The 23,210-nt window shown below is 66.2% G+C and carries 22 protein-coding genes; 9 read left to right on the top strand and 13 right to left on the bottom strand.

Annotated elements, in window-relative coordinates:
• Positions 1 to 157: 157 nt before the first annotated feature.
• The 8 genes from GO986_RS04255 to GO986_RS04220 all read right to left on the bottom strand — a co-directional run bounded on the left by GO986_RS04255 (position 158) and on the right by GO986_RS04220 (position 9,064).
• Positions 158 to 1,039, bottom strand: coding sequence for a hypothetical protein (locus GO986_RS04255; protein ID WP_198170394.1), 882 nt, complete (start codon positions 1,037 to 1,039; stop codon positions 158 to 160).
• A 380-nt stretch (positions 1,040 to 1,419) separates the two neighbouring features.
• Positions 1,420 to 2,178 carry a carboxypeptidase regulatory-like domain-containing protein gene (locus GO986_RS04250; protein ID WP_157458043.1) on the bottom strand — a complete coding sequence of 253 codons (759 nt, stop codon included), beginning with the start codon at positions 2,176 to 2,178 and terminating at the stop codon, positions 1,420 to 1,422.
• A gap of 663 nt (positions 2,179 to 2,841) precedes the next feature.
• Positions 2,842 to 3,924 carry a metal ABC transporter permease gene (locus GO986_RS04245; RefSeq protein ID WP_157458042.1) on the bottom strand — a complete coding sequence of 361 codons (1,083 nt, stop codon included), beginning with the start codon at positions 3,922 to 3,924 and terminating at the stop codon, positions 2,842 to 2,844.
• Complete coding sequence (locus tag GO986_RS04240) at positions 3,921 to 4,835, bottom strand: metal ABC transporter permease (RefSeq protein ID WP_157458041.1); 915 nt, start codon at positions 4,833 to 4,835, stop codon at positions 3,921 to 3,923. Before GO986_RS04240 ends, GO986_RS04245 begins: the two co-directional genes overlap by 4 nt.
• Entirely contained in the window at positions 4,832 to 5,575 is a 744-nt protein-coding gene (locus tag GO986_RS04235; RefSeq protein ID WP_157458040.1) for a metal ABC transporter ATP-binding protein, read from the bottom strand. The genes GO986_RS04240 and GO986_RS04235 overlap by 4 nt, the downstream gene beginning before the upstream one ends.
• Positions 5,572 to 6,573 (bottom strand): metal ABC transporter solute-binding protein, Zn/Mn family, encoded by a 1,002-nt coding sequence (locus GO986_RS04230; protein ID WP_157458039.1) that lies wholly within the window; start codon positions 6,571 to 6,573, stop codon positions 5,572 to 5,574. Before GO986_RS04230 ends, GO986_RS04235 begins: the two co-directional genes overlap by 4 nt.
• A gap of 411 nt (positions 6,574 to 6,984) precedes the next feature.
• Positions 6,985 to 8,232 carry a glycosyltransferase gene (locus GO986_RS04225; RefSeq protein WP_157458038.1) on the bottom strand — a complete coding sequence of 416 codons (1,248 nt, stop codon included), beginning with the start codon at positions 8,230 to 8,232 and terminating at the stop codon, positions 6,985 to 6,987.
• Between the two features lie 220 nt (positions 8,233 to 8,452).
• Entirely contained in the window at positions 8,453 to 9,064 is a 612-nt protein-coding gene (locus GO986_RS04220; protein ID WP_157458037.1) for a TetR/AcrR family transcriptional regulator, read from the bottom strand.
• Between the two features lie 123 nt (positions 9,065 to 9,187).
• Between GO986_RS04220 and hutU the strand changes: the two genes are divergently transcribed.
• The 6 genes from hutU (at position 9,188) to sdaAA (ending at position 16,462) form a co-directional block, all read left to right on the top strand.
• Entirely contained in the window at positions 9,188 to 10,870 is a 1,683-nt protein-coding gene (gene hutU, locus GO986_RS04215; RefSeq protein ID WP_157458036.1) for a urocanate hydratase, read from the top strand.
• The gene (locus GO986_RS04210) at positions 10,867 to 11,475 is read left to right on the top strand and encodes a hypothetical protein (protein WP_157458035.1); all 609 of its coding nucleotides are present in this window, start codon (positions 10,867 to 10,869) and stop codon (positions 11,473 to 11,475) included. The genes hutU and GO986_RS04210 overlap by 4 nt, the downstream gene beginning before the upstream one ends.
• The gene (locus tag GO986_RS04205; RefSeq protein ID WP_157458034.1) at positions 11,472 to 12,380 is read left to right on the top strand and encodes an agmatinase; all 909 of its coding nucleotides are present in this window, start codon (positions 11,472 to 11,474) and stop codon (positions 12,378 to 12,380) included. The genes GO986_RS04210 and GO986_RS04205 overlap by 4 nt, the downstream gene beginning before the upstream one ends.
• On the top strand, positions 12,377 to 13,576 hold the full coding sequence (hutI, locus tag GO986_RS04200; RefSeq protein ID WP_369409133.1) for an imidazolonepropionase: 1,200 nt from the start codon (positions 12,377 to 12,379) through the stop codon (positions 13,574 to 13,576). The genes GO986_RS04205 and hutI overlap by 4 nt, the downstream gene beginning before the upstream one ends.
• A gap of 370 nt (positions 13,577 to 13,946) precedes the next feature.
• Entirely contained in the window at positions 13,947 to 15,449 is a 1,503-nt protein-coding gene (gene hutH, locus GO986_RS04195; protein WP_157458033.1) for a histidine ammonia-lyase, read from the top strand.
• Positions 15,450 to 15,571: 122 nt separating this feature from the next.
• Positions 15,572 to 16,462 carry an L-serine ammonia-lyase, iron-sulfur-dependent, subunit alpha gene (gene sdaAA, locus GO986_RS04190; RefSeq protein WP_157458032.1) on the top strand — a complete coding sequence of 297 codons (891 nt, stop codon included), beginning with the start codon at positions 15,572 to 15,574 and terminating at the stop codon, positions 16,460 to 16,462.
• Between the two features lie 436 nt (positions 16,463 to 16,898).
• On the opposite strand, the gene GO986_RS04185 is transcribed toward sdaAA, so the two are convergent.
• The 5 genes from GO986_RS04185 to GO986_RS04165 form a co-directional block, all read right to left on the bottom strand.
• Entirely contained in the window at positions 16,899 to 17,468 is a 570-nt protein-coding gene (locus tag GO986_RS04185; RefSeq protein ID WP_157458031.1) for a hypothetical protein, read from the bottom strand.
• Positions 17,465 to 17,956: a hypothetical protein gene (locus GO986_RS04180; RefSeq protein ID WP_157458030.1), complete on the bottom strand. Its 492-nt coding sequence runs from the start codon at positions 17,954 to 17,956 to the stop codon at positions 17,465 to 17,467. The genes GO986_RS04185 and GO986_RS04180 overlap by 4 nt, the downstream gene beginning before the upstream one ends.
• Positions 17,953 to 18,267, bottom strand: coding sequence for a PadR family transcriptional regulator (locus GO986_RS04175; RefSeq protein WP_157458029.1), 315 nt, complete (start codon positions 18,265 to 18,267; stop codon positions 17,953 to 17,955). The genes GO986_RS04180 and GO986_RS04175 overlap by 4 nt, the downstream gene beginning before the upstream one ends.
• Positions 18,268 to 18,334: 67 nt before the next feature.
• Positions 18,335 to 19,027: an HAD family hydrolase gene (locus GO986_RS04170; protein WP_157458028.1), complete on the bottom strand. Its 693-nt coding sequence runs from the start codon at positions 19,025 to 19,027 to the stop codon at positions 18,335 to 18,337.
• The gene (locus GO986_RS04165) at positions 19,027 to 19,362 is read right to left on the bottom strand and encodes a histidine triad nucleotide-binding protein (RefSeq protein WP_157458027.1); all 336 of its coding nucleotides are present in this window, start codon (positions 19,360 to 19,362) and stop codon (positions 19,027 to 19,029) included. The genes GO986_RS04170 and GO986_RS04165 overlap by 1 nt, the downstream gene beginning before the upstream one ends.
• A gap of 223 nt (positions 19,363 to 19,585) precedes the next feature.
• Between GO986_RS04165 and GO986_RS04160 the strand changes: the two genes are divergently transcribed.
• From GO986_RS04160 to GO986_RS04150, 3 genes are all read left to right on the top strand, one after another.
• Positions 19,586 to 20,491, top strand: a complete 906-nt coding sequence (locus GO986_RS04160) for a ferritin-like domain-containing protein (RefSeq protein WP_157458026.1) — start codon at positions 19,586 to 19,588, stop codon at positions 20,489 to 20,491.
• 159 nt (positions 20,492 to 20,650) lie between these two features.
• Complete coding sequence (locus GO986_RS04155; protein WP_157458025.1) at positions 20,651 to 21,757, top strand: DNA glycosylase AlkZ-like family protein; 1,107 nt, start codon at positions 20,651 to 20,653, stop codon at positions 21,755 to 21,757.
• Between the two features lie 308 nt (positions 21,758 to 22,065).
• Complete coding sequence (locus GO986_RS04150; RefSeq protein ID WP_157458024.1) at positions 22,066 to 23,154, top strand: protease complex subunit PrcB family protein; 1,089 nt, start codon at positions 22,066 to 22,068, stop codon at positions 23,152 to 23,154.
• The last annotated feature ends 56 nt before the right edge of the window (positions 23,155 to 23,210 follow it).

Below are 23,210 nucleotides of genomic sequence, written 5' to 3'. Positions count from 1 at the left end.
GTCGGTCTCATCCTGGTGACTGCTGCACTACCTCACAGCGGAACTCAACGTAGTTGAGAGTGATGAGCCTCAACCACGCTGAGGCGAACACAGTGGGTGTCCGTAAGCCACAAGTTGAGTGGCGTTGTTGGCCCCTCAATGGAACTGGTAGCCGCTGTCAGGCCGTGTGGTCACTGAGGATCGGGCCACCTTCCTGTTGGGCCATGGCCATGCGGTCCACATGCAAAGAGCCATAGATGGGGGTAGAGGTTTCGAGCTGCAGGCCAAGCTGCTCATCGGCCGTGCGGTCTTCCGCTGTCTCGCCCCAAGACTCCATGACCAGTCGTGTCGCGCCTCGTTGACGTGCTGCGCCGCAGGCGGCCAGTAAGAGACTCTGGCGCAGCCCTGTCATTCGGTGCGCGAGATGAACCCCAGGGTTCCCGACCGAGAGTTCGCCTTTGTCCAACCAGGCCCGCACCACACCGGCCGGTTGGCCCGCCGCGTCGTAAGCAAGAAAGCCAAGGCGGTCATCAGAGCCATGAACGTTGGGAACGACATCGGCCGTCGTGGTGACCGTGTGCCCAGGCTGGTCCATATATGCCTGTTGGGCACGGTAACGATCATGGCCGTCGTGGACCTCAGACAGAGGGACGAGACGGTAGCCATCTGGAACCGCCACTTGCTTGGTGGGCAGAGGACCGCTCGCTTTTGTATAGGCGCTGATAACCCTGAACCCAGCAGCGTGTAACGTATCGGCCGAGAAAAAGTCCTCTTCACCGTAGGCCACGAGCTGAGGTTGTCGTTCCAGGGCATGCTGAAGCAAGGCCAGAGAGACGCTGTGCCGGTCTGATCCTGGGAGACTGCCCCCCATGACTTCAGCGCCACAATTTGTCGGGTGCCGTAGGCCGAGGACACCCAGACTTTCCCCGTGGTCTTCTGCGACACAGAGGTAGAGCAGGCTCTCAACGACAGGCTGGACTTCCTCGTCGCTGAGGCCGTACAAACGCGCAAGTAACGACAACGCCTCAGTGGGTCGAGCTGAACGCACCGTCAGAGCCATGATGAAACTGTAGAGACTTCGGGCGTAATGCGTAGCCTCATGTGGGTCTCGCCTGTTTCCTCGCAATGTTGTGGAGGACGTGACCTGCTCGGATGCAGAGTGCTGACTGGTCTTCAGATCAGCGGGGGGCCGACAGGGTCCGGTTTCGGTCGGGAGACAACAGAAGCCGCCGCTGATGGAACTGTTAGCCACAACGGTGAGGTCTGAAGAGAACGGCGGTCTGGGTCCAGAATAAGCAGGCGCTTTTCCAGTTTCTGGACGTTACAGATCAGCAGTGCCCAGAACGCCACGTTGGCACAGTTCTCTTTTAGCCAAGGCGTTGGAGTGGGACTCTACAAGGGTGCAACCCGTGAGGAGCCCCTTTCACTAGAGGCCCAACCTTAACGGCGGGGGTGGACCATATCAACCGAGAGCGTCATCCCCGTGCCGGCCGTGTATTCCATGTTGACGACCGCCTCGGGTCCGTAAGAGCCGCCCCGCGCCTTGAGCCAGATGGGGCCCTTGCCGGAGATGGAGCGCGCCGTTACCCGGTAGCGGCCCTGCGGCACTTCAAAGGGGAGCTGGTTTTGACGGAGCTTGATGGTCTGGCCTTTGGAGCCGTCAATCATCGGCCCTGCAGGCGTCAAGGTCAGCTCGACGTCGCCGTACTCGGGCATCTCTCCGGCCTCCGACAGGCCAAGTTGCGCGTAGAAGCGCGCGCCGTAATAGCCGCCGCCTGGTGACTGCCCCGTAATCTTGAGCGTGAAATTACGAATGGCGCCGTCCCGGCCCAGAAAAGCAGCCGAATTGTCCGGCTCGGGATAGAGCGTGTGTTGCCCGCCGCCGTAGTTCACCACAAGGTGCGCGGCGGCCGTCCACGAGTTCAGAATGGGCATTTTCGACAGGTCGAGGTCGTAGCGGCCCTGGGCGTCGGTGGTGGTCCAGACCTCCGAGCCTCCAATGACCGTGTTGTCGGCGCCGACCCGCACGCCCTTGAGCGGCACGCCCATCGAGTTTTTGACCACGCCAGTCATGTGGAAAGGACGCGCCTTGGCCGGTGCCGAGCGGGCCTGGCTCTGGGCGGTGGCATGTGTGGACAACGCGGGGATGACGGGCGAAAGCAGCAACAGGGCGAGGGTCAAGCGGGTCAGGGTAGGCATGTGGGGTCTCCTTGGAGATGTGTGGCTGGGGTGTGAGGGCGCAGGGCTTTGAGCCGCTCTGGCTCGCCACCGGCCCGAGCTTGGTTCCTCTTGCTGGACAGACTTTCTCGTGGCCCCGTTCAAAGCCAGCGGCAGCGGTGGCATCTTCGGCGGCGTCACCTGCAAGGCGGCGCGTCCGTTGATAGGCAGAGCGTAAAGAGCCGGGGATGATGGGCGCATGATGGGATGTTTTGCCCTCTGAGCGTGCTACTCCGGTCTGTTGGTTGTGCCTTGTGCCGACTGATGTAGCGCGACGCCCAGGCTCTCCCGGCCACCGTGATTGGCCGCGTCTGGGCCGCTGGCATCTGGTTGCGTCTCGGGCCGTCGTGGCGGTGCCACCTCACCTGGCCACCGGGCCGAACAGGCGCCACCATTCGGCGCCACAACTTCGGTCAACACCCCCAACGGCCTCCTCTCAACAGGAAAAGAGTCGCCAGCCAACGGGACGGCGTTGTCCCAGTTGCGATCTGGCTTTTGAAGGGTCCGGGGCAGGAGTGGCCTCTCCCAGATTGCCTAGGATGGTGCCTCAGTGATGAGGGCCAAGGTGAACGGTTACCTGGCCATCCAAACGCAGCCCGCCGCCTGAGGGTCAGTCCTTCAGGCAGCGGGTGATGGCGTTCGTTGTTACCCCGGTCGGCCTGTCAGGGTCTGCCCGGTGGGGGTTAGGGCATAGCCGCTGCCCTGTCCCTGCACCCAGCCTTGACCCTGGGCATAAGCCAGCGCCGTATCCACCCGCGCGGCGTCCCAGTCCAGGCGCGTGGCCAGGTCGCCGGGGGTGGGGGCCTGGTCAAAGCCGTGCAGGGCGGTCAGCAGCAGGCGTGCGGTAAACGCCTGACGCTGGCGAACGCGGCGGGTCAGGGTGGGCACCACGCCGCCCATCGGCGAGAACACCACGCACAGGGCGAAGGCGGCCCCTAGCACCGTGGCAATCATCCCGGCAATCGAGGTGTCCAGCCATAGCGCCAGGCCGTAGCCGGCGGCGCTGGCACCAACGCCCAGCAGCAGACTCAGGCCCAGCATGACGCTCAGGCGGCGGGTCAACAGGTACGCGCTGGCGGGCGGAATAATCACGAACGCCACAATCAGCACCGCGCCCACCGACTGAAAGGCGCCGACCGTGGTAAAGGACAGCAGGGTCATCAGGCCGTAGTGCAGCGCGGCGGGCAGAAAGCCCAGGGTGCCGGCCAGCCCGGCGTCAAAGGTACTCAGCTTGAGTTCCTTATAAAACAGGGCCACGAACGCCAGATTCAGCAGTGCCAGGGTGCCCATGAGGAGCAGGGACTCGGGCACCTCGCGGCCGGCGAGCAGCACCGTGTTCAGGGGCGCGTAGGCAATCTCGCCGTACAGCACGGCGTCCATATCCAGGTGCACATCCCGGAAGAACAGGGAAACCAGGATGACCCCCACCGAGAACAGCAGCGGAAACACCACGCCGATGGCGGCGTCCACCTTGACCCGGCCGCTGCGTTCCAGCAGTTCCACGCTGAACACGGTCAGCAGACCCATCGCGGCGGCGCCCAGCAGGGCCGGCACCGTGGCCGTGCCGCCCGACAACCAGAACGCACCCACGATGCCGGGCAGCACCGCGTGGCTGATGGCGTCACTGAGCATGCTCTGGCGCCGCAGCACCAGAAAGACCCCCAGCAGACTGCCGGCCACGGCGACCAGTGCGGCAGTCAGGACAATAATCAGGTCGGCGGCGATCATGGGCGCACCCCACGCACCATTGCTTCACGCAGCACGCGGCCGCGCCGCCGCGAGGCGAACTTGGCCCACAGCAGCCCGCGCCGGGGCGCAAAGAACACTGAGACCAGCAGCACCCCACTGGCGACCAGAATGATGACTGGCCCTGTGGGGAGGTTGGCCTGGGTGGCCGAGATCAGGGCGCCCAGCACGCCCGAGAGCGCGCCAAACCCGCCGCTGAGGAGCAGCAGGCGCCGCAAGTCGTCGGTCCACTGCCGCGCCGCCGCCGCCGGGGCAATCAGCATGGCGGCCATCAGCACCACGCCCACCGTCTGCAGGCCAATCATGACGGCCACCACCGCCAGCGAGGTCAGCAGCGTGCCCAGGCGCCCGGTGGGAAAGCCCAGCGTGTGGGCGTAGGTGGGATCAAAGGTCAGCAGCTTGAATTCCTTGAACAGCAGCGCCACCAGCCCCAGCCCCAGCGCCGCCATCACCGCCATGACCGCCACGTCCCCGGCCACAATGGTCGCCGCCTGCCCGAACAGAAACTTGTCCAGGCCCGCCTGGTTGGCGTCGCCGCTGCCCGCAATCAGGGTCAGCAGCGTGATACCAAAGCCGAAAAAGCCCGACAGCACCGTGCCCAGCGCCGCGTCCTCGCTCAGCCGGGTGTATTTCAGGACGCCCAGCACCGCCAGCGCGCCCAGCCAGCCGCTCAGGCCGCCGCCCAGCAGCAGCCACAGCGGCGCCTTGCTGCCGGTCAGCAGGAAGGCCAGGCACACCCCCGGCAGCGCGGCGTGCGCCAGGGCATCCCCCAGGAGGCTCTGGCGGCGCAGCATGGTAAAGGCGCCGATCACGCCGCCCGTCACCCCCAGCAGGGCGCTGCCCAGCGCGACGTTGCGCAGGGTGTAGTCGGTCAGCAGGTCCGGGAGATTCATCCGACCTCCCGCAGAAACTGGGTCTTGGCGCCGTAGGTGCGCCGCAGGTTGCCTGGGGTAAAGACCTCGCTCATGGGCCCGCTGGCCACCAGTTCCACGTTCAGCAGGGTCAGGTGGTTAAAGTAGTCGCGCACGGTGTCAAGGTCGTGGTGAACCACGATCACGGTGCGCCCGGCGTCTTGCAAAGACTGCATCACGTCCAGAATGGCCCGCTCGGTGGTGGCGTCCACGCCGGCAAACGGCTCGTCCATCAGGTACACGTCGGCGTCCTGGGCCAGGGCGCGCGCCAGAAACACCCGCTGCTGCTGCCCGCCCGAGAGCTGGGCAATCTGCCGCCCGGCCATCTCGGCCATACCGACGCGGTCAAGGGCCGCCAGCGCCGCTTCGCGCTCCGGGCGTCCGGGGCGGCGAAACCAGCCCAGGCGGCCGTAGAGGCCCATCTGCACGACGTCCAGCGCGTCAGTGGGAAAGTCCCAGTCCACGCTGGTGCGCTGCGGCACATACGCCACGCGCCGCCGCACGGCTCCCAGCGGCTGCCCGAAAAAGCGCACGGTGCCAGATGCGGCGGGCAGCAGCCCCAGCGCCGACTTGAGCAGGGTGCTTTTGCCCGCTCCGTTGGGTCCCACGATGGCGCACAGCCGCGCGGCAGGAAAAGTCACGTCGACGTCCCACAGGACGGGTTTTTCGTGATAGGCGACGGTCAGGTCACGGATGGACAGAGGCTCTGCGGGGGTCGTCATGGGGTTTGCTCCTGCGCGCGTGGCGCCAGCGCGCTGCTGATGGTCTGAACGTTGTGGCGCACCATGCCCAGATAGGTGGCCTCGGGGGTGCCTGCGCTGCCCAGGGCGTCACTGAACAGCTGGCCGCCTATCTGCACCGTCTGGCCCTGGGCCCGAACCGCCGAAATGACGGCCTGCACGGTGCGCTGCGGCACGCTGCTCTCCACGAACAGCGCGGGAATACGGCGGCTGGCCACAAACTGCGCCAGTTCCTGCACGTTGCGGGTGCCAGCTTCGGACGCCGTCGAGACCCCCTGCACGCCCCGCACTTCAACGCCGTAGCGCTTCCCGAAATAGCCGAAGGCGTCGTGGGCCGTCACCAGCACCCGCTGCTCTTTGGGCACCCGGTTCATCAGGGCGGCCACCTCGCGGTCCAGGGCGTCCAGTTGTGTCAGGTAGGCAGCGGCGTTCTGGGCGTAGCGTTCCTGACCCGCCGGGTCGGCGGCGCTCAGGGCGTCGCGGGTCGTCTCGGCAGCCGTCTTCCAGAGGTCCACGTCAAACCACACATGCGGGTCGGCCAGCCCCTCCACCCCGCCAAACCCGCCCTGCGGATAAAGCAGGCGTTCTTTGGGGACGTTCTGGGTCACGGCTGTGGCCTTGCGGTTTTTTTCCAGCAGCTCGACCATCTTGCCTTCTAGGTGAAGGCCGCCGTACAGCACGAGGTCGGCGCCTTGCAAGGTCCGGACATCGCGGGCGCTGGCTTTAAACAGGTGAGGGTCCACGCCTGGGCCCATCAGGTCGGTCACCTGCACGCGCTCTGCGCCTATCACGCGCGCCAGGTCGCCCACGATGTTGGCGGTGGTCGTGACCTTCAGGGGGCGGCCGTTCAGGGCAGCGGGTTGCAGGTCGCGCACCAGGGTCGCGTGGGTTTCAGGGGCCGGCGCGGTGCAGGCCGCCAGTGCCAGCGGCAGCCACGCCAGCCGCCAAGAATGAGAACGGAAATGGGCTGGAGGCTTCATATTTTTAGGTTAACCTAAAAATAAGTTGAGGCGCAACTTTAGACTGGGTTAAGGCGCTAGTGGTGGGTTCTGAAGATCTGGGGAGCTGTGTCGGCGTCCTGGGAATTGAAAATTGCGCTAGGTGCTGGCCTCAAACAGAGCAGCGCTGTGGGCCGACGGTCAGGGCATCATCAAAGCACCCCATCCAGGCTCCGGCGATCCTCTGGGTTTGATCTCCGACGGCGCTGATGCCAGCGGCTTGTGGAGATGTGCGGTTGCCTTCAAGCAGCCTGGTGAGGCTGTTCCACGGCCAATACAAGAGCAGAGCGGTGGGCAGCGGAGGTCGTTCTACCCAGGAAGCTCGTCGCAGCATGGGTCAGGCATTGAAGCCGTCTATGCCGCTTGCCCCTGGCCAGAAGTCTCCGGCAATCCTTAGCCACGGCCCAATTCGGTGCCGTAAGCCTCTATCTGGCGGGTTGCTTCGCCCACACCATCTTCGTGGCGTATCTGCTGCCCTAGCTGGGCGGCGCGGGCTGTGAAGCCAGGGTTGCCCGCAAGCTCGCGTAGGGCCGCCGCCAGTCCTGCGGCGCTGAGGGTGCGCTGGGGCAGTGGGGCGGGGCCAGCGCCGAGGGCCTGCACCCGCTGGCCCCAGAACGGCTGGTCGCCAAAAAACGGCGCCACCAGGGTCGGCACGCCTGCGCGTAAGCTGGCGGCGGTGGTGCCCGCACCCCCGTGGTGTACAGCGGCGGCCACGCGCGGGAACAGCCAGCTGTGGGGCAGGGGCGGCGCGGCAAACACGTGATCGGGGAGCGTCTGGTCCCCCAGGCCGCCCCAGCCGCTCAGCAGGACCGCGCGCTGCTGGCTGCAGTCCAGGGCCTCCAGCACAAGCTGCGTGGTCTGATGGGGGTCGCGCAGGCCCATGCTGCCAAAGCCGATAGACACGGGTGGCGGGCCAGCCTGCACAAAGGCCTCCAGCCCCGGCGGCGGCGCCCAGGCACCCTCGGGCAGAAACCAGTAGCCGGTCAGCTGAACCCGCTGGGGCCAGTCGCTCGGGCGCGGCAGGACCGACGGGCTAATGCCATACAGGGTGGGCGCCGCCAGAAAATGCCCTGAACGGCGCGGCGTGCGCGGCAGTCCTAGGATGCGCCGGGTCAGGGCGGGGCTGCCCTGCCGCGTCATCATCTGGCGCACCAGGCGGTGCGTGAGCCGGTTGGCCCAGGGGCCCAGCCAGGGTGTTCCCGGCGGCAACAGCACTGCTGGAAAGTCGCGGGTGGGGGTCAGCGGGACCACCGGCGCCTCTAGCACAGGCACGCCTAGTTTCTCACCCACGCTGTGGGCCAGGGTGCCCAGGCCGGTGACCAGCAAGTCAGCGCCCTGGGCTGCCTGAAGCCCCTGCTCGGCCCACAGAGGCGCAGCGGCGCGCGCCGCCGCAGAGGTGTAGCGGTTGATGGCCAGCATGTCCCCCCTGGCCAGCAGGGCGCGCAATTCGGGCTGGTCCATCAGGGCCTGCACGTTGCCGTGCATGGGCAGGGTGTCCAGGCCGACTGCGGTGGCCTGAGCCTGAAAATTCTCGGGCAGGGCCACGCGCACGGTGTGACCAGCCCGCTGAAGCCCCGCGCCCAGCGCCAGGTACGGCTGCACGTCCCCTTGAGACCCCAGGGCAAAAATGGTCAGTTTCATCTGCTGTTCCTCCAATCGGGCAGGGCGGCGGCCAGCGTGAGGGCAGGACTCGGGGCGCCCGGCGTCAGGGTTCGGTGGTACATCTCATACGGACTCCGATTGAATCGTTTGCAAAAACGATTCAATCCGAGCGGAGCGAGAAGGAGCAAAACGGGTTCCAGGCGTGGAGTTTGCAAATCGGTTCTGTTCCGATTTGTAAACGAAACAGACGGAATCCGTATCAGGACGCCTCTTGCGGTTCGGGGAGCAGCAAGGCCAGCACCTGTTCGCTCCAGGCATCGGCTAGGGCGTCCGGGTCAGGTGTGGGGTCGGCGTGCCGCAGGGCCTGGTGCAGCGCCAGGCCAGTCATCAAGGCTTGCAGGGTCGGCAGTGCCGGGAGGGGAGGGGTGCCTCCCAATTCTGGCGGTGCCTGTTCGAACAGCAGCGCCGCGAACCGCTGGCCCAGTTCAGGCCTCACCAGCGCTTCTGAAACCACCACCCGGAACAGCGCAAAGTTGTCCTGGGCCAGCGCCCGCAGTGGCGCGGCCAGCACTGCTTTCAGGGCCTGTCGTGGCGGCGCGTCTGTGGGGAGGGTCAGGTCCGCGCGGGTCTGTTCGCCCAGTGCCTGAAACAGCCCCAGCAGCAGGGCGTCCTTGTTTTCAAAGTGGTTGTAGAGGGTGCCCTCGGCCAGCCCAGCCTGCCGCGCGACCTCCCGCATGGTGGTGCGGTGAAAGCCTTTCTGCGCAAAGGAGTTCTGCGCCGCTGTCAGGATGGCGGCGCGCCGTTCTGGGTCGGCTGGTGGGCGAGGGGCAGCACGAGGTTTCCCCTTTTCTTTGTCTGAATGAGCACTCACTCATTCAGGATAGCAGATTGAATGACGTTAGGATTTCCGCCTTATCCGGAAAACGAGCTTGCTCCACGCCCCCCAAAGGCAGAAGATGCAGCCACCTCAAGCTTGCTGTGCCCAGGAGTTGCCATGACCCAGACCGCCGACCCTGCCCCCGTCATCCGCGCGCCGCGCGGTTCACACAAAACGGCCAAAGGCTGGCTGCAAGAAGCCGCCAAGCGCATGCTGATGAACAACCTTGACCCCGAGGTGGCCGAACACCCTGACGCCCTGGTGGTGTACGGCGGCCGGGGCAAGGCGGCGCGCAACTGGCCCGCGTTTCACAAGATTGTCGAGACCCTTGACCGGCTGGAGAATGACGAGACCCTGCTGATTCAGTCGGGCAAGCCGGTGGCGGTCCTGAAAACCCATGAATGGGCGCCGCGCGTGCTGCTGGCCAATTCCAACCTTGTGCCGCACTGGGCCAACTGGGAGACGTTTGACCGGCTGGACCAGGCGGGCCTGACTATGTACGGCCAGATGACGGCCGGCAGCTGGATTTACATCGGCACCCAGGGCATCTTGCAGGGCACCTACGAGACCTTTGCGTCGGCGGCCAGGAAGCACTTCGGCGGCAGCCTGAAAGGCACGGTGACCCTCACGGCTGGCCTGGGCGGCATGGGCGGCGCGCAGCCGCTGGCGGTCAAGCTGGCCGGCGGCGTGAGCATCACCATTGAAGTGGACCCCACCCGCATCCAGAAGCGGCTGGACACCCGGTATCTGGATGAGGTGGCTGACAGCCTGGAAGACGCCATTGAGAAGGCCGGGCGCTACAAGGCCGAGGGGGTGGCCCGCTCGATTGGGCTGCTCGGCAACGCCGCTGAACTGGTGCCGCAGCTTGTGGCCCTGAACTGGACGCCCGATCTGGTAACCGACCAGACCAGCGCCCACGACCCCATGTGGGGCTACCTCCCGCCCGTGGCCGCCGACGAGGATGCGGGCCACCTGCGCGCCGAGCAGCCTGAGGCGTACCGCCGCCGGGCCTACGAGGCGATGGCCACGCATGTGCGCGCCATTCTGGAGTTGCAGCGACGGGGCGCGGTGGCGTTCGATTACGGCAACAACCTGCGCCAGCGGGCGCTGGAAGCCGGTGTAGAGGACGCCTTCGACTATCCCGGCTTTGTGCCTGCCTTTATCCGCGATTCGTTCTGCGAGGGGCGTGGGCCGTTCCGCTGGGTGGCGCTGTCTGGCGACCCCGAGGATATTCGCGCGACGGATAGGGCCCTGCTGGAGCTGTTCCCCAAAGACGAGCGCCTGCAGGCCTGGCTGACCTACGCCGCCGACCAGATTGCTTTCCAGGGCCTGCCGGCCCGCATCTGCTGGCTGGGATACAAGGAGCGTGACCGGGCGGCGCTGCTGTTCAACGAGATGGTGGCCGATGGCCGCCTCAAGGCCCCTGTCGTGATTGGCCGCGACCACCTGGACGCCGGCAGTGTGGCCAGCCCCTACCGCGAGACCGAGGCCATGAAAGACGGCAGCGACGCGATTTCTGACTGGCCGCTGCTGAACTTCGGGGTGGGCATTGCGTCCGGCGCCGCCTGGATGAGCTTTCACCACGGCGGCGGCGTGGGCCTGGGCTTCTCGCAGCACAGCGGTCTGGTCGCGGTGGCTGACGGCACCGACGACGCCGCGCGCCGCCTCTCGCGCTGCCTGACCAATGACCCCGGCATGGGGGTGCTGCGCCACGCCGACGCGGGTTATGACTTGGCGCTGGATGTGGCGCGCGAGCGCGGCCTGGACCTGCCCAGCCTGGGGATTGGGAACCCGGAATGAAAGGCCTGTTTCGGCCGGTTCTGCTCACAGCCCTGCTGCTCACGCTGAGCGGCGGGAAAGCGCAGACCGAAACCGACCTGCCGGCGCCCCAGCCACCGGTCTATCCGGTGGTGCTCTCGACTGGCGTGCGCGTTCAAGTGGCGGCCCCGCCCGCTGCCCCTCACCCCGATGCCGGGTGGATTACCTGGTCGCTGGACCTCAAGCGCGCCGCGCCCAACGGCCGCTTTGTCGCGCTGCTGTTCCTCCGCGACGCCGTCTTTGCCAAGGACCATACGGCGGCGGCGCAACTGGTTCGTCCAGACGGCTCAGTGCTGGACCTTCCCAAAAGTGACGTCAACATCCTGAAGTGGACACCGGACAGCCGCTATCTGCTGGGGGCCGGCCCGACAACTCTGCGGCTCTGGAACACGGCGGGCGGGGTTCGCCTATGGACTGGCGCGCGCGGCGACGTGCTGGACGCCACCGCCCGGTACGCCTGCGTCGCGGAGTTTCTTTTTGAAGAAGATGGCGTGCGGGTCACGCGGCTTCGGCTGCCCACCCTCAGCCCAGCGGGCACGTTTGTCCTGGATTACCGGCCCACAGACGGCGAGAGGTTTTGCCGATGACCGCCCCTGCCCACCTGCCTTACGGCGGCATTCCCACCTTTGCTCGGGCGCCCCTCGTTGAGCCGCAGGGCGACTGGCACGCCGACGTGGCCGCCCTGGGGATTCCTTTTGACATTGCCCTGGGGTTCCGGCCCGGCGCGCGCTTTGCGCCGCGTGCGCTGCGGGAAGCCAGCCTGAGGTCGGTGCCGCCGTTGACCGGCCTGGACGGCGTGACCCGTCTGGCCGGGGTCACCTTCGCCGATGCGGGCGACGTGATTCTGCCCAGTCTGGAACCCGAACTGGCGCGCGACCGCATCACCGAAGCGGCGCGGCTGGTGCGGGCCCGCTGCCGCCTGCCTGTCTTTCTGGGTGGCGACCACAGCGTGTCTTTTCCGCTGCTGCGGGCCTTTGAGGACATGGAAGCCCTGCATGTCGTTCAACTAGACGCCCATCTGGACTTCACGGATACCCGCAACGACACCCGCTTTAGCAATTCCAGCCCTTTTCGCCGGGCGTGCGAAGTGCTGCCGAACCTCGTTCACATCACGACCATCGGCCTGCGCGGCCTGCGCTTTGACCCCGAGGCGGTGGCGGCGGCGCGCGCACGCGGCCACACCCTGATCCCCATGACAGAGGTTCAGGCGAATCTTCAGGGCGTGCTGGACCGCCTGCCGACCGGGCAGAACGTGTATATCAGCGTGGACGCCGACGCCTTTGACCCAGCTGTCTTGCCCGGCACCTCTAGCCCTGAGCCGGACGGCCTCACTTATACGCAGGCGATGGGCCTGCTGGCGGCCACCGCACGGCAAAACACAGTGGTGGGGCTAGACCTTGTCGAACTAGCCCCGAACCTTGACCCCAGTGGCCGCAGCGAACTGCTGTCTGCCCGCCTGCTCATGGAAACGCTGTGCGAGGTGTTCGCGTGACGGGGACGCTGTTCACCAACATCTCGCAGCTGGTGACGCCCCTGCCTGGCGTGCAGCGCGGTGCGGCCATGCGCGAGCTGACGGTCATTCCTGACGCCGCGCTGCTGGTTTCGGGTGGGGTGATTCGCTGGGTGGGGCCACGTTCTGAAGCGCCTGCCACTGGGGCTGAACACGATCTGGGGGGTGTAGCCGTCGTGCCGGGTCTAGTGGACCCCCACACCCACGCGGTCTGGGCCGGTGACCGCCTGGCCGACTTTGAAGCGCGCGTGCAAGGGGTGCCCTACGAGGAAATTCTGGCGAGGGGCGGCGGCATTCGCAGCTCCATGCGGGCCACAGGGGCGGCCACGGTGGAGGAGCTGGTGCGGCTGGCCCGCCCCCGTCTTCAGGCGCTCCGTGCTTCGGGCGCGACGACCATTGAGGTCAAAAGCGGGTATGGGCTGGATTTCGCCGCTGAGATTCGGATGCTGGAAGCTGTTCACCAGCTTCAGGCGGAATTTGGGCTGATACCAACCCTCCTTATCCACGTCCCGCCCACCGAGGGCCGTTCCGAATACGTTGAGGCCGTTTGCCACGACCTCATTCCTGCGGTTGCGAAAAAGGGAGTCGCTTCCGCCGTGGATGTCTTTTGCGAGCGCGAAGCCTTTACGATTCAGGAAACGCGCGCCATCCTGATGGCCGCCAAAGCGCACGGCCTGGACATTAAACTCCACGCCGACCAGTTCCACGCCATCGGCGGCACCGAGCTGGCCTGCGAGCTGGGCGCGCTCAGCGTGGACCACCTGGAGGCCAGTGGCCCGGCGCAGATTGCGGCGCTGGCGGGGTCAACCACCGTGGCGACCATCCTGCCCGGCGTGACGCTGCACCTGGGCCTCCCCGCTGCGCCGGGCCGCGCCCTGATAGATGCAGGCGCCGCCGTGGCAGTCGGCACTGACCTGAATCCGGGGTCTTCGCCCCTGTTCAGCACACAATTTGCGCTGGCCCTGGCGGTGCGCCTGTGCCGCCTGACCCCTGCTGAGTCCCTGACCGCCTGCACCGTCAACGCCGCCGCCGCCCTGGGCTTGAACGACGTGGGCGCCCTGGCCCCTGGACACGACGCCAACTTCCTGGCCCTGCACAGCGCCGACTGGCGCGAGCTGCCATACGTGCTGGGCGGGAATCCCGTGCGGGATGTGTGGGTGAGCGGGCGCCGTGTCTGAGAGTGGTCTCAAAGGCGCTGAGGAAGTCAGTTGATGGAACAGGGCGGCCTTCTGTACTGGAGTGAGCTTTCTTCGAACGTAGAGGCTTTCAATGGTTATGACGAACGCAATGGTTGTCTCCCTGCGGCAATCAACGACCTGATGATGCGCGGGATATGGCCGCCAATATCTGAACGCTCAGGCTGCTCTCCAGACTTTTGAGCACGATTTAACCGAATCGGAAATGAAGCTGGCTTTGGAAAAGCTATCTGGCGCTGCGGCTCTCTCCGAACTCCCTGATGACTGGCGTAGAGAAGCCGCTCATTTCCTGAAGAACTCTCTAGCGCTTGCAAAAGACGTTTCGTTGGCGCTCTGAAGGATGAGGTTCCCCATGATTCTCGATCAACACCTGACCCTCGACCATTTTCTTGCTGTCGTCCGTGGCGGCGAACAGGTGCAGCTCGCTCCCGCCGCTCGCGAGCGCATTCAGCGTGCCCGCGCGGTCATCGAGCGCATCGTGGACGGCGACCAGCCGGTCTATGGTGTCAACACCGGCTTTGGCAAGTTTGCCAGCGTGCAGGTGCCGCGCGAGGGGCTCGAACAGCTCCAGCACAACCTCATCATGTCGCACGCCATTGGCGTGGGTGACTCGCTGCCCACCGAGGTCGTGCGCGGCATGATCCTGCTGCGGGCGCAGTCGCTGGCGCTGGGCCACTCTGGTGTGCGGCCCGAGGTCGTCGAATTACTGCTGGCCCTCTTGAATGCTGGGGCGCACCCGGTCATCCCCGCGCAGGGCAGCGTGGGCGCGTCGGGCGACCTGGCGCCGCTGGCCCACCTGGCGCTGGCGCTCATTGGGATGGGCGAGGTGGAGTTGAGGGGGCAGATGCGCCCGAGTGGCGAGGTGCTGGCCGAACTGAACCTGAGCCCCCTCCAGCTTCAGGCCAAAGAGGGTCTGGCCCTGATTAACGGCACGCAACTTATGGGCAGCCTGCTGGCGCTGGCCCTGGCGGATGCCCGCACCCTGCTGGGCACCGCCAACCTGGCCGCCGCCATGACGGTGGAAGCCATGTACGGTTCTCACCGCCCCTTTCAGGCCGATGTGGTGGGCCTGCGCCCGCACCCCGGCGCGGTGGCGGTGGCCGCTGAGCTGCGTGCTTTCCTGCGCGACTCGCAGATTGCGCCGTCGCATCTGGTGGGGGACGGCAAGGTGCAGGACGCCTACTCGCTGCGCGCCGCGCCGCAGGTTCATGGGGCCAGTCTGGACGCTCTGGAGCAGGCTGGGCGCGTGCTGGACACCGAACTGGCGTCAGTCACCGACAACCCGCTGATCTTCCCAGACACGGGCGAGGTGGTCTCAGGGGGCAACTTCCATGGGCAGCCGCTGGCGGTGACCGCCGACGCCCTGAAGGTGGCGGTGGCCGAACTGGGCAGCATCTCCGAGCGGCGCTGCGAGCAGCTGCTCAATCCGGCGCTGTCGGGGCTGCCGGGCTTCCTGACGCCCCAGGGCGGGCTGAACAGCGGCTTCATGATCGCCCAGTACACGGCCGCCGCCCTGGTCAGCGAGAACAAGGTGCTGGCCCACCCCGCCAGCGTGGACACCATTCCCACCAGTGCCAACCAGGAAGACCACGTGTCGATGGGCGCCCACGGCGCGCGGCAACTGCGGCAGATTCTGGAAAACGTGCAGAACGTGGTGGCCATCGAGCTGATGTGTGCGGCGCAGGCGCTGGACTTCCAGCAGTTGCGTGCCGGGCGTGGGGTCCAGGCCGCCTGGGAACACATCCGCGCGCAGATTCCCAACATGACCAGTGACCGCTATTACCGCCCCGACCTCCTGAAACTGGTCGAGATGGTGCGGGGCGGCGAGTTGCTGCGGGCCGCCCAGGACGGGTGACCTTCAGCCTCTAGTGTCCAAAGCGTATGGACGTTTTCATCTGTTCCTGATTCGGCCACAGAGGGCGGCGCGTACCATGAAAGGCCCGTTGTTCACGCCCTTTCTATCCCGAGGACCCCTCCATGACGACCCTGAATGACCTGATGAACGCCCCCGCTCCCGCCTCTGCGTGGGTGCTGGCCCAGGACTGTCAAGAAACCGGCCTGAACCCCGACGACATCCGCGCCGAGATGCTGCGCCGTATCCGCGAGATGCGCGCCAGCATCGAGCGCGGCCTTGAGAGCGACGCCAAGAGCATCACCGGCATGGTAGGCTGGAACGCCAAGGGCCTGTGGGACGCCCCTGACGCCCTAAATGCGCCTCTACTCAAGCGCGTGCAGGCGTATGCCATGGCCGTGAACGAAGAAAACGCCCGCATGGGGCGTATCGTGGCCGCGCCCACGGCGGGCAGCGCGGGCACTATTCCCGGCGCCCTGATTGGCGTGGCCGACCATCTGGGGCTGCCCGATGAGCGTCTGGTAGACCCCATGATTCTGGCGGCGGGAATTGGCAAGGCCATCAGCAAGCGCATGTTTATTTCGGGCGCGGCGGGCGGCTGCCAGGCTGAAATCGGCTCCAGCGCTGCGATGGCCGCCGCCGCTGTCGTGGAGCTGCTGGGCGGCACGCCCCGCGCGGCTGTGCACGCGGCCAGCCTGGCCCTGATGAACACCATTGGCCTGGTGTGCGACCCCGTGGGGGGGTACGTGGAGGTGCCCTGCGTGAGCCGCAACGCCTTTTTTGCTGTGCATGCTGTCAGTGCCGCGCAACTGGCTCTGGCGCAGCTGGAATCCTTTATTCCCCCTGATGAAGTCATTGGCGCGATGGCCTCGGTGGGCCGCATGATGCCTGTCGCCCTGCGTGAGACGGCCGACGGTGGCCTGGCCCAGACGCCTACCGGCCTGGCCGTGACCGCCCGTATGGAAGGCAAGGACAAGGAAGGCCCCGGCGGCATGATTGAGTTACCGCTGGCGTAAAGCTGAAGACAGCAGTGCGGGCCGCCTGGGAACATCAGGCGGCCCTTGGATTTTGTGCGGTCAAGGCGCACGCAGCAGAAAACGCAAAGATGTGGTCACACTGCCAGCACAGGCAGAATCGTGATTGCCCTCAGGTCGTCGGTCCCCAGCCAGGTGACAGCTTGCTGGGTCTGAAGCAGAGGTGTCCTCACCCATATCCCTGTTGACGCCTCCGAAAGTCAGTCCTCCGCTCAGCATTCCTCTCTACAGCTGGTCGGGCGCGTGGGTGGCCCAGACTAACTGCCGTCCTTGTGCCAGGCCACTGCTCAGGAAGGCGAAGGCCGGCGCTGCTTGCAGAAGAGATCGGTGGTGCACGAAAGGCGCATTCAGGCGTGTGGTTCGTGGTTTACTGCGTTCGCGGCCTCGTTCTTCATGTCGGCCTTCCAGTCGTAGTGAGTCACGGTGCTCTCCGGGTGAGCATCAGGCGAAAGCCCCGGCCCAAGTACGCGGCCAGGCCAATGAGTGCCGTGTTCCAGAGGATGAAAGCGGGGGCTGTTATCCCGGTGTAGCTCACCAGATTGATCCGCTCTATTCCACTTTGCGTCTGGTAGGAGAGAGGATCATGTGTCTGGGCATACAGCCAGGCTCCGCCCTCCATGGGCAAGAAGGACAAAGCGCTCATGGTCAGCAGGGTCAAGGGGCTAAACCGTAATGTGGCCAGCGCCGCTACGAAGAGTGCTGGCAGCAGCAGATGCGTCAGGTCAATGAGGCCAGGGTAATGCAGGGTGTTTATGGCCCATCTGCCCAGGGTGTTGTGCTGCTGAAGTACGGAAAACCGCAGGGCGCTGTCCATCAGGAGCGTGTTGAGAAAGCCCAGGGCAACAAGGAAGCTGCCGTAGACCAGCACCTGCTGAACCAGTGGTCGTGGCCGTAGCCGCGCGGCCTGCCGTGTTTCCTGCGACCACCTGGGGTCCCCAACACTTGCCGCCTCGTTCTCCATGCCGGCTGTCCATTCGTCGGGGGTCATGTAAGCCTCCGGTGCGCAGGGCGGGCCAGGCGCCAGGAAGCGCCGCCCAGCCAGGCGAGCAGCGGCACCCCAGGGCCAAGCAGCAGGGTGCTGCTGAGGCTCAGGGCGGCGCCCGTCCAGCTAAGGAAGGTCTGGGCACAGGCCAGCAGCAGCCAGAACCACAGCGGAAACAGCGCGAACGCAGCCAGAGCCATGCGCCAACGGACCTGGCCTGCCCCCACAATGGCCCCGGCCACCAGGGTGAACACCACGGCGTTCAGGTTGAACCAGGCCACTTGCTCACTGCTGGGGTGGCCCGGCAGGAACCACAGACCCGCCGCCAGTGGCAGAGCCAGGCCAATCACGGCGCCGCTGGTGGCCACAAAATCCCGCCACAGGGTTCGGGGCCGCAGGTGCCGCGCCGCCCGCACGGTGTCCTGCGACCACGCGGCGTCATTCACACTGTCCGCCTCATTGGTCATCCCAGCTTTCCAGTCCTCAGGGGTCATGTCAGCGCTCCTTTGGCTTTAGTAACGCGGGTCGGTCGGGCGACTTCGTTCTGGCGTTCGCGGGCCAGGTCCAGCCCCCTCGCCGTCAGGCGGTAGATGTGGCGCGGCGGCTTGCCCGGATGGGGCGAGTCCTGCCACTCGGCGTCCAGATAACCTTGCTCGTGCAGGCGCTGGAGGAGGGGGTAGAGGGTGCCACTTTTCAGCCCTGTGGCCTTGCTCAGGTCGTAGCCGTAGGTGTGGGCGGGATACTGGGCTTGCAGGGCGGCCAGGACGGCGCGCGTGGGCGGACTGCTGTAAGGACGAGGAGGCATGTCCTATAAACAACATATGTAGACTTTGAAGTCAAGTGGCAGGCCAGAGGGGAGGCCGCCGGCCAGGTTACCTCTGTGCTTCTACCGGGCTCAGGCCCAATGCTGCACGCAGGTCCTGGTGCGAATGCAGCAGGCGTGCCACGCCCAGCTCGCGCAGCCGCGCCTCGTCCTCCGGCAGAATATGGCCGCCGGCCAGCAGACCCCAGACGGTCATGCCCGCTGCCAGGCCCGCAGCCGCGCCTGGCACGCTGTCCTCAATGACCAGGCAGCGGCTGGGGTGGGCGCCCAGTTGCCCGGCGGCGTACAGGTACAGTTCTGGCTGCGGTTTACCCCGCCCGCCCACATGTGCGGGGTCGTAGGCCCGCCCGGCCAGCACCTCGTCCAGTCCTGCGCCGCGTAGTTTCAGCTGCAGGCGGTGGCGCTCGCTGTTGCTGGCAACGGCAAAGGGCACGCCAGCCGCCTCCAGTGCCTGCAAGGTGTCAGCGGCGCCCTCAAGCGGCGGCACATGGTCAAAGGCGGCGTCAAAGCGGCTGTTCAGCAGCGGCAGAAAATCTTCGGGGGCCTTCCAGCCCCGCCCCTCTTCCAGGGCTTTCAAAACGCCCTCGAAGCGCTGTCCAGAAGTCAGGCGCGTGATGTCCGGGGCGCTGAGATTCAGGCCCTGTCCAGCAAAAATATCGGCCCACAGGGTACCAATCAGCGCCTCGGTGTCCACCAGCACACCGTCCAGGTCAAACAGCACAGCGTCAAAAGGCAGAGTCATCAGGTGTCGCTCTCCGGGGCGCCGTCCCAGCCGGCCAGCACATGAATATGGGTATGGAAGACCACCTGGCCGCCGCCCTCGCCGCAATTCACGACCAGGCGGTAATCCTGCGCGTGTTGCCGCGCCACCTTGATAGCGGTTTGCCACAGGTCGCCCAGTTCGGCCGTGTCGGTGATGTCGTCCAGGCGGGCTGTGACCTTTTTCGGGATGACCAGCAGATGAATGGGCGCCTTGGGGGCAATGTCGCAGATGGCGATGTACCGCTCGTCCTCGTAGACAATCTCGCTGGGCAAGTCGCGGGCAATGATGCGCTCAAAGAGGGTCGGGGCTGTCATGCCCTTCACTCTACCCAGGCTGGTAAGGGTGGGCCGCTTCTCTTCACCTGAACTTTAGAATTGCATCACCGGCAATCCACTTGGCACCCGGCTGCATACAGCCTGATGTCAAGCCGCCCACCCCGCTCCGGCGTGGTGAGGCCCTGTTTCCCGACCTCTTGGCCCCACAGTGGACCTGCCACGCCGGCAGCGTTCAGGGGTGCCTCTGTCTCAAGGAGTTCTCATGTCTGACCAAATGCTGCCTGTCCCCGATTCTGCTCTGAACCGCCGCGCTGCGCTGGGCCTGCTGGGCAAAGTGGGCCTGGGGACCGCCGCGCTGGGGCTGGGTGGGGCCGCCGTCGCCGCGCCCGCCAAGAATATTGACGCCGACGTGCTGAACTTCGCCCTGAACCTCGAATATCTGGAAGCGGCCTTCTACCTGGCGGCTGTGGGCCGGATCAAGGAACTGCGCGCCATCGGCGGCGGCGCCAACATCCTGCTCCCGACAGGGCTGGATCAGGACCGCGGCATGCAGTTTAAGGACGCCAATGTGCAGGCGCTGGCCCGCGACATTGCCGAGGACGAGTTGCAGCATGTGAAGTTCCTGCACGGCGCGCTGGGCAAGGCAGCCGCCCCCCGCCCGGTGCTGGACCTCAACGGGGCTTTCCGGGCCGCCGGAAACGCAGCGTCGGGCGGCAAGATCACCGGCTTCAACCCTTACCTGAACGACCTGTTCTTCCTGCACGGCGCCTTTATTTTTGAGGATGTGGGGGTCACGGCCTACAACGGCGCGGCCACCCTGATCACCAATCCGGCGTACCTGCAAGCGGCGGCCGGCATTCTGGCGGTGGAGGCTTACCACGGCGGCGCCATCCGCACCATGCTGTATCAGCAGCGTCAGGTGACGGCGGCGGCCGGGCTGTACGTGGGTCAGGTCGTGCAGGCCATCAGCAGCCTGCGCGGCAAGGTGGGCGGCATGAAAGACGCTGGTCTGACGGACGCCGCTGGCATGGCTGTGTTCGCCCCGGCGGACCGCAACGGCGTGGCTTACCCCCGTACCACCCGCGAGGTCCTGAATATCGTCTACCTGGCCCCCGGCGCCAGCAAGGGCGGCTTCTACCCCAATGGCCTGAACGGGACCATCAAGTAAGAAGGGCTGGGGGAGGGCCAGGCGTGACACCTCCCCCACACTGTGGGCGGGCGCCCCTGCTGGGCAAACCGCTCCACACAAGGAGGCTGGGCCAAGTGCCCGGCCTCTTCTTTTTTCTACGTCCTGCCCACCGCCTCTATGTTTGCTACGCTGCCCCGCATGACCCCCACCCTGGCCACGCTGCGGGCCGCTGCGCTGGCCACGCTGGCGCCGCAGCCGGACGTGCAGACCGCGCTAAACCACATGGGCTTCGTGCAGGCCGACCCTATCCGGGCGCCCGCGCGTGCCCAGGACCTGACGCTGATGGCGCGTGTGCCGGGCTACCGTGCGGGTGACCTGGAACGGCTGTATCCCACCCTGGATATCGAAGAAGATATGCTGCCCAACTACGGGTTCATGCCCCGGCGGTTGCAGGCGCTGTTGCACCCGCGTGAAGTCGTGACCCGCGTCATGCAGGCGCACCCAGGGCTGGTTGAAGAGGTCCGGGCCCTGGTGCTGGCTGGTGAGGAACAGACCGAATGGCACCCGCGCGAGGTCGCCGCGCGCCTGGGCCAGGGGGCCACGGTGAATGCCTGGGGCGGCCAGTCCAGTGCGACCACCCGCGCCCTGGAGACCCTGCACCGTCAGGGTGAGGTCCGGGTGGTGCGCCGTGACGGTGGGGTCCGGGTGTACGGTCCCGCGCCTCATCTGGCGGCTCTGCGGCATTCACCCCTCCCAGAATCCGAGCGCCTGCACGGGGCCGTGCAGCTGCTGGCTGCCCTGTATGGTCCCCTGCCCGAAGCCAGCCTGAGCTATCTGGTCAACCTGTCGCATTTCGGCTTCCCGCACTTGCACGGTGCGCTTAAGGGGGCCTTTCGTCAGGCTGTGAAAGAAGACCTGGGCCGCGGGCAGATAGACGGCGTGCGGTATGTCTGGCCTGCGGGCCTGTCACTGGACGGTCCGGCGCCCAGCGGCGTGCGGATTGTGGGCCCGTTTGACCCGTTGGTGTGGGACCGGCGGCGCTTTACCCATCTGCAGGGCTGGACCTACCGTTTCGAGGCATACACGCCCGCGCCCAAGCGGGTCATGGGGTACTACGCCTTGCCCGTCTTTCAAGCCGAGCGGGCGGTGGGCTGGGCCAATCTTCAGGTCAAGGGCGAGACCCTGCAGGCCGAGGTGGGGCTGGTCCCCGGTGTGCGCCGCACCGCCACGTTTGTCCGGGGCCTGACCCGCGAACTCGAACGCTACCGGACGTTTCTGGGCGCGCAACAGGTCGAGACTCTGTAAGAGCGGCGGGGAAGAATCAATAAAGGCAGTGGCGTCTTGATCGTCGTGCCGCTCCCAGGCCTATTTCTTTCTGAAGTGGCGGCCAGTTCCACTCTAAAGGCGCCCGAGGGTTCCACTGCCGCTGCTCTCTGGTGCAGAGACTCACTGCATTCGCCTCAAGGTGATTGACGGCCTTTCCCTCAGTCGCTCTAGGATTCGCGGTGAGAGTTAGGCGAAACAGGTCTCCCATCCCTCTTTTGCCCTAGCCTCTGCATTTCGTCAAGGTGCGGTTCAGGCCCTCATCAGGCGCAGTTCTTAAGCTGGGCACCATGAAGACAAAGGTTGTGCCTTTCCTCCTGCTCACCGCTGGCCTGAGCGCCTGCACCATGTCCGGCCCCAGCAATCTCCGGGTTCACGAGGCGCTGCTGTACGGTGGCACCCAGGAGCGGGTCGTCTGGGTCTACGGTGCACCGCAGGGCGGCGCCCAGACCAGCGTCAAACTGGGCGGCGTGACCGCTGACCTGCGCGCCCAGGCCAGTGGCGGCCTGGCCCTGCCCGGCACCCTCAGTGTCAATGGCCAGGCCACCTACCGCCTGCCCACCACAGTGACCGCCCAGAAGCTGAGCGTGACCCGCGCGCCCAGCGGCCTGTTTTCGGTCACGCCTCAGCCTGGCGCCAGCCTGAGCGCGGTGTATTACACCGATGGCCGGACCTGGCTGAAACTCAGTGGCGTGCAGGGTACGGTTTCAGGGACGCCCGTGGAAGGGCTGACGGGTGCCGGCTCGCTCACCCCCGAGGAGGCGCGGGCGCTGGGAAGCGAATTGCTGGGCCAGGGCAATCTGGCGGTGGCCGTCCTGAGCAGCACCAGCCTTCCCGACGCGCCCCTGACCGTCGAGCCGGCGCCCTCGGAATACCTGCGCACTGGGCTCTACATTCTGCCCAACGTCGCGGTCACGGCCCTGCCGACGGGCGGCACCCCGTCTACCCCAACGCCCACCACCCCAGGAGGCACCCGCTTGACCTTTACCGAACTGACCAGTGGTACGCAGGCCCGCGTCACAACTGCAGGGGCTCAGGTGGCTTCCGGCGCCGCTGCGGTCGCCTCTCTGTATGCTCAGGCTGGGCTGAGCAGCGTCCCGGCCGCCGTCACCAGCGCCCTGAGTGGCAACACCGTTGTGGGCATCTTCCTGGGCCAGCGGGCCACAGGCGGCTATAGCGTTCGCGTGACGGGCGTCAGCGCCAACACTGGCACCCTGACCGTGACCGTGCGTGTGGGGGCACCCGCCGAAGGCAGCCTGACCACGCAGGTCATTACGAGCCCCTACACCATCATTCGCGTGCCGGGCACCTACACCCGCGTGACGCTGGTGGACGAGCGCGGCCAGCCCCTGACGACTGGGACGGGCAACGACCGGTAAAGGTTGACAACGAGAGAGGCCGGGCGCGTCGTAGCCCGGCCTTTTTCTGTTGCTTA

The organism is Deinococcus arboris (genome assembly GCF_009755355.1).
Lineage (GTDB): Bacteria > Deinococcota > Deinococci > Deinococcales > Deinococcaceae > Deinococcus > Deinococcus betulae.
The sequence above is the reverse complement of the archived record's forward strand: the minus strand, read 5'-3'. Positions and strand labels throughout refer to the sequence as shown.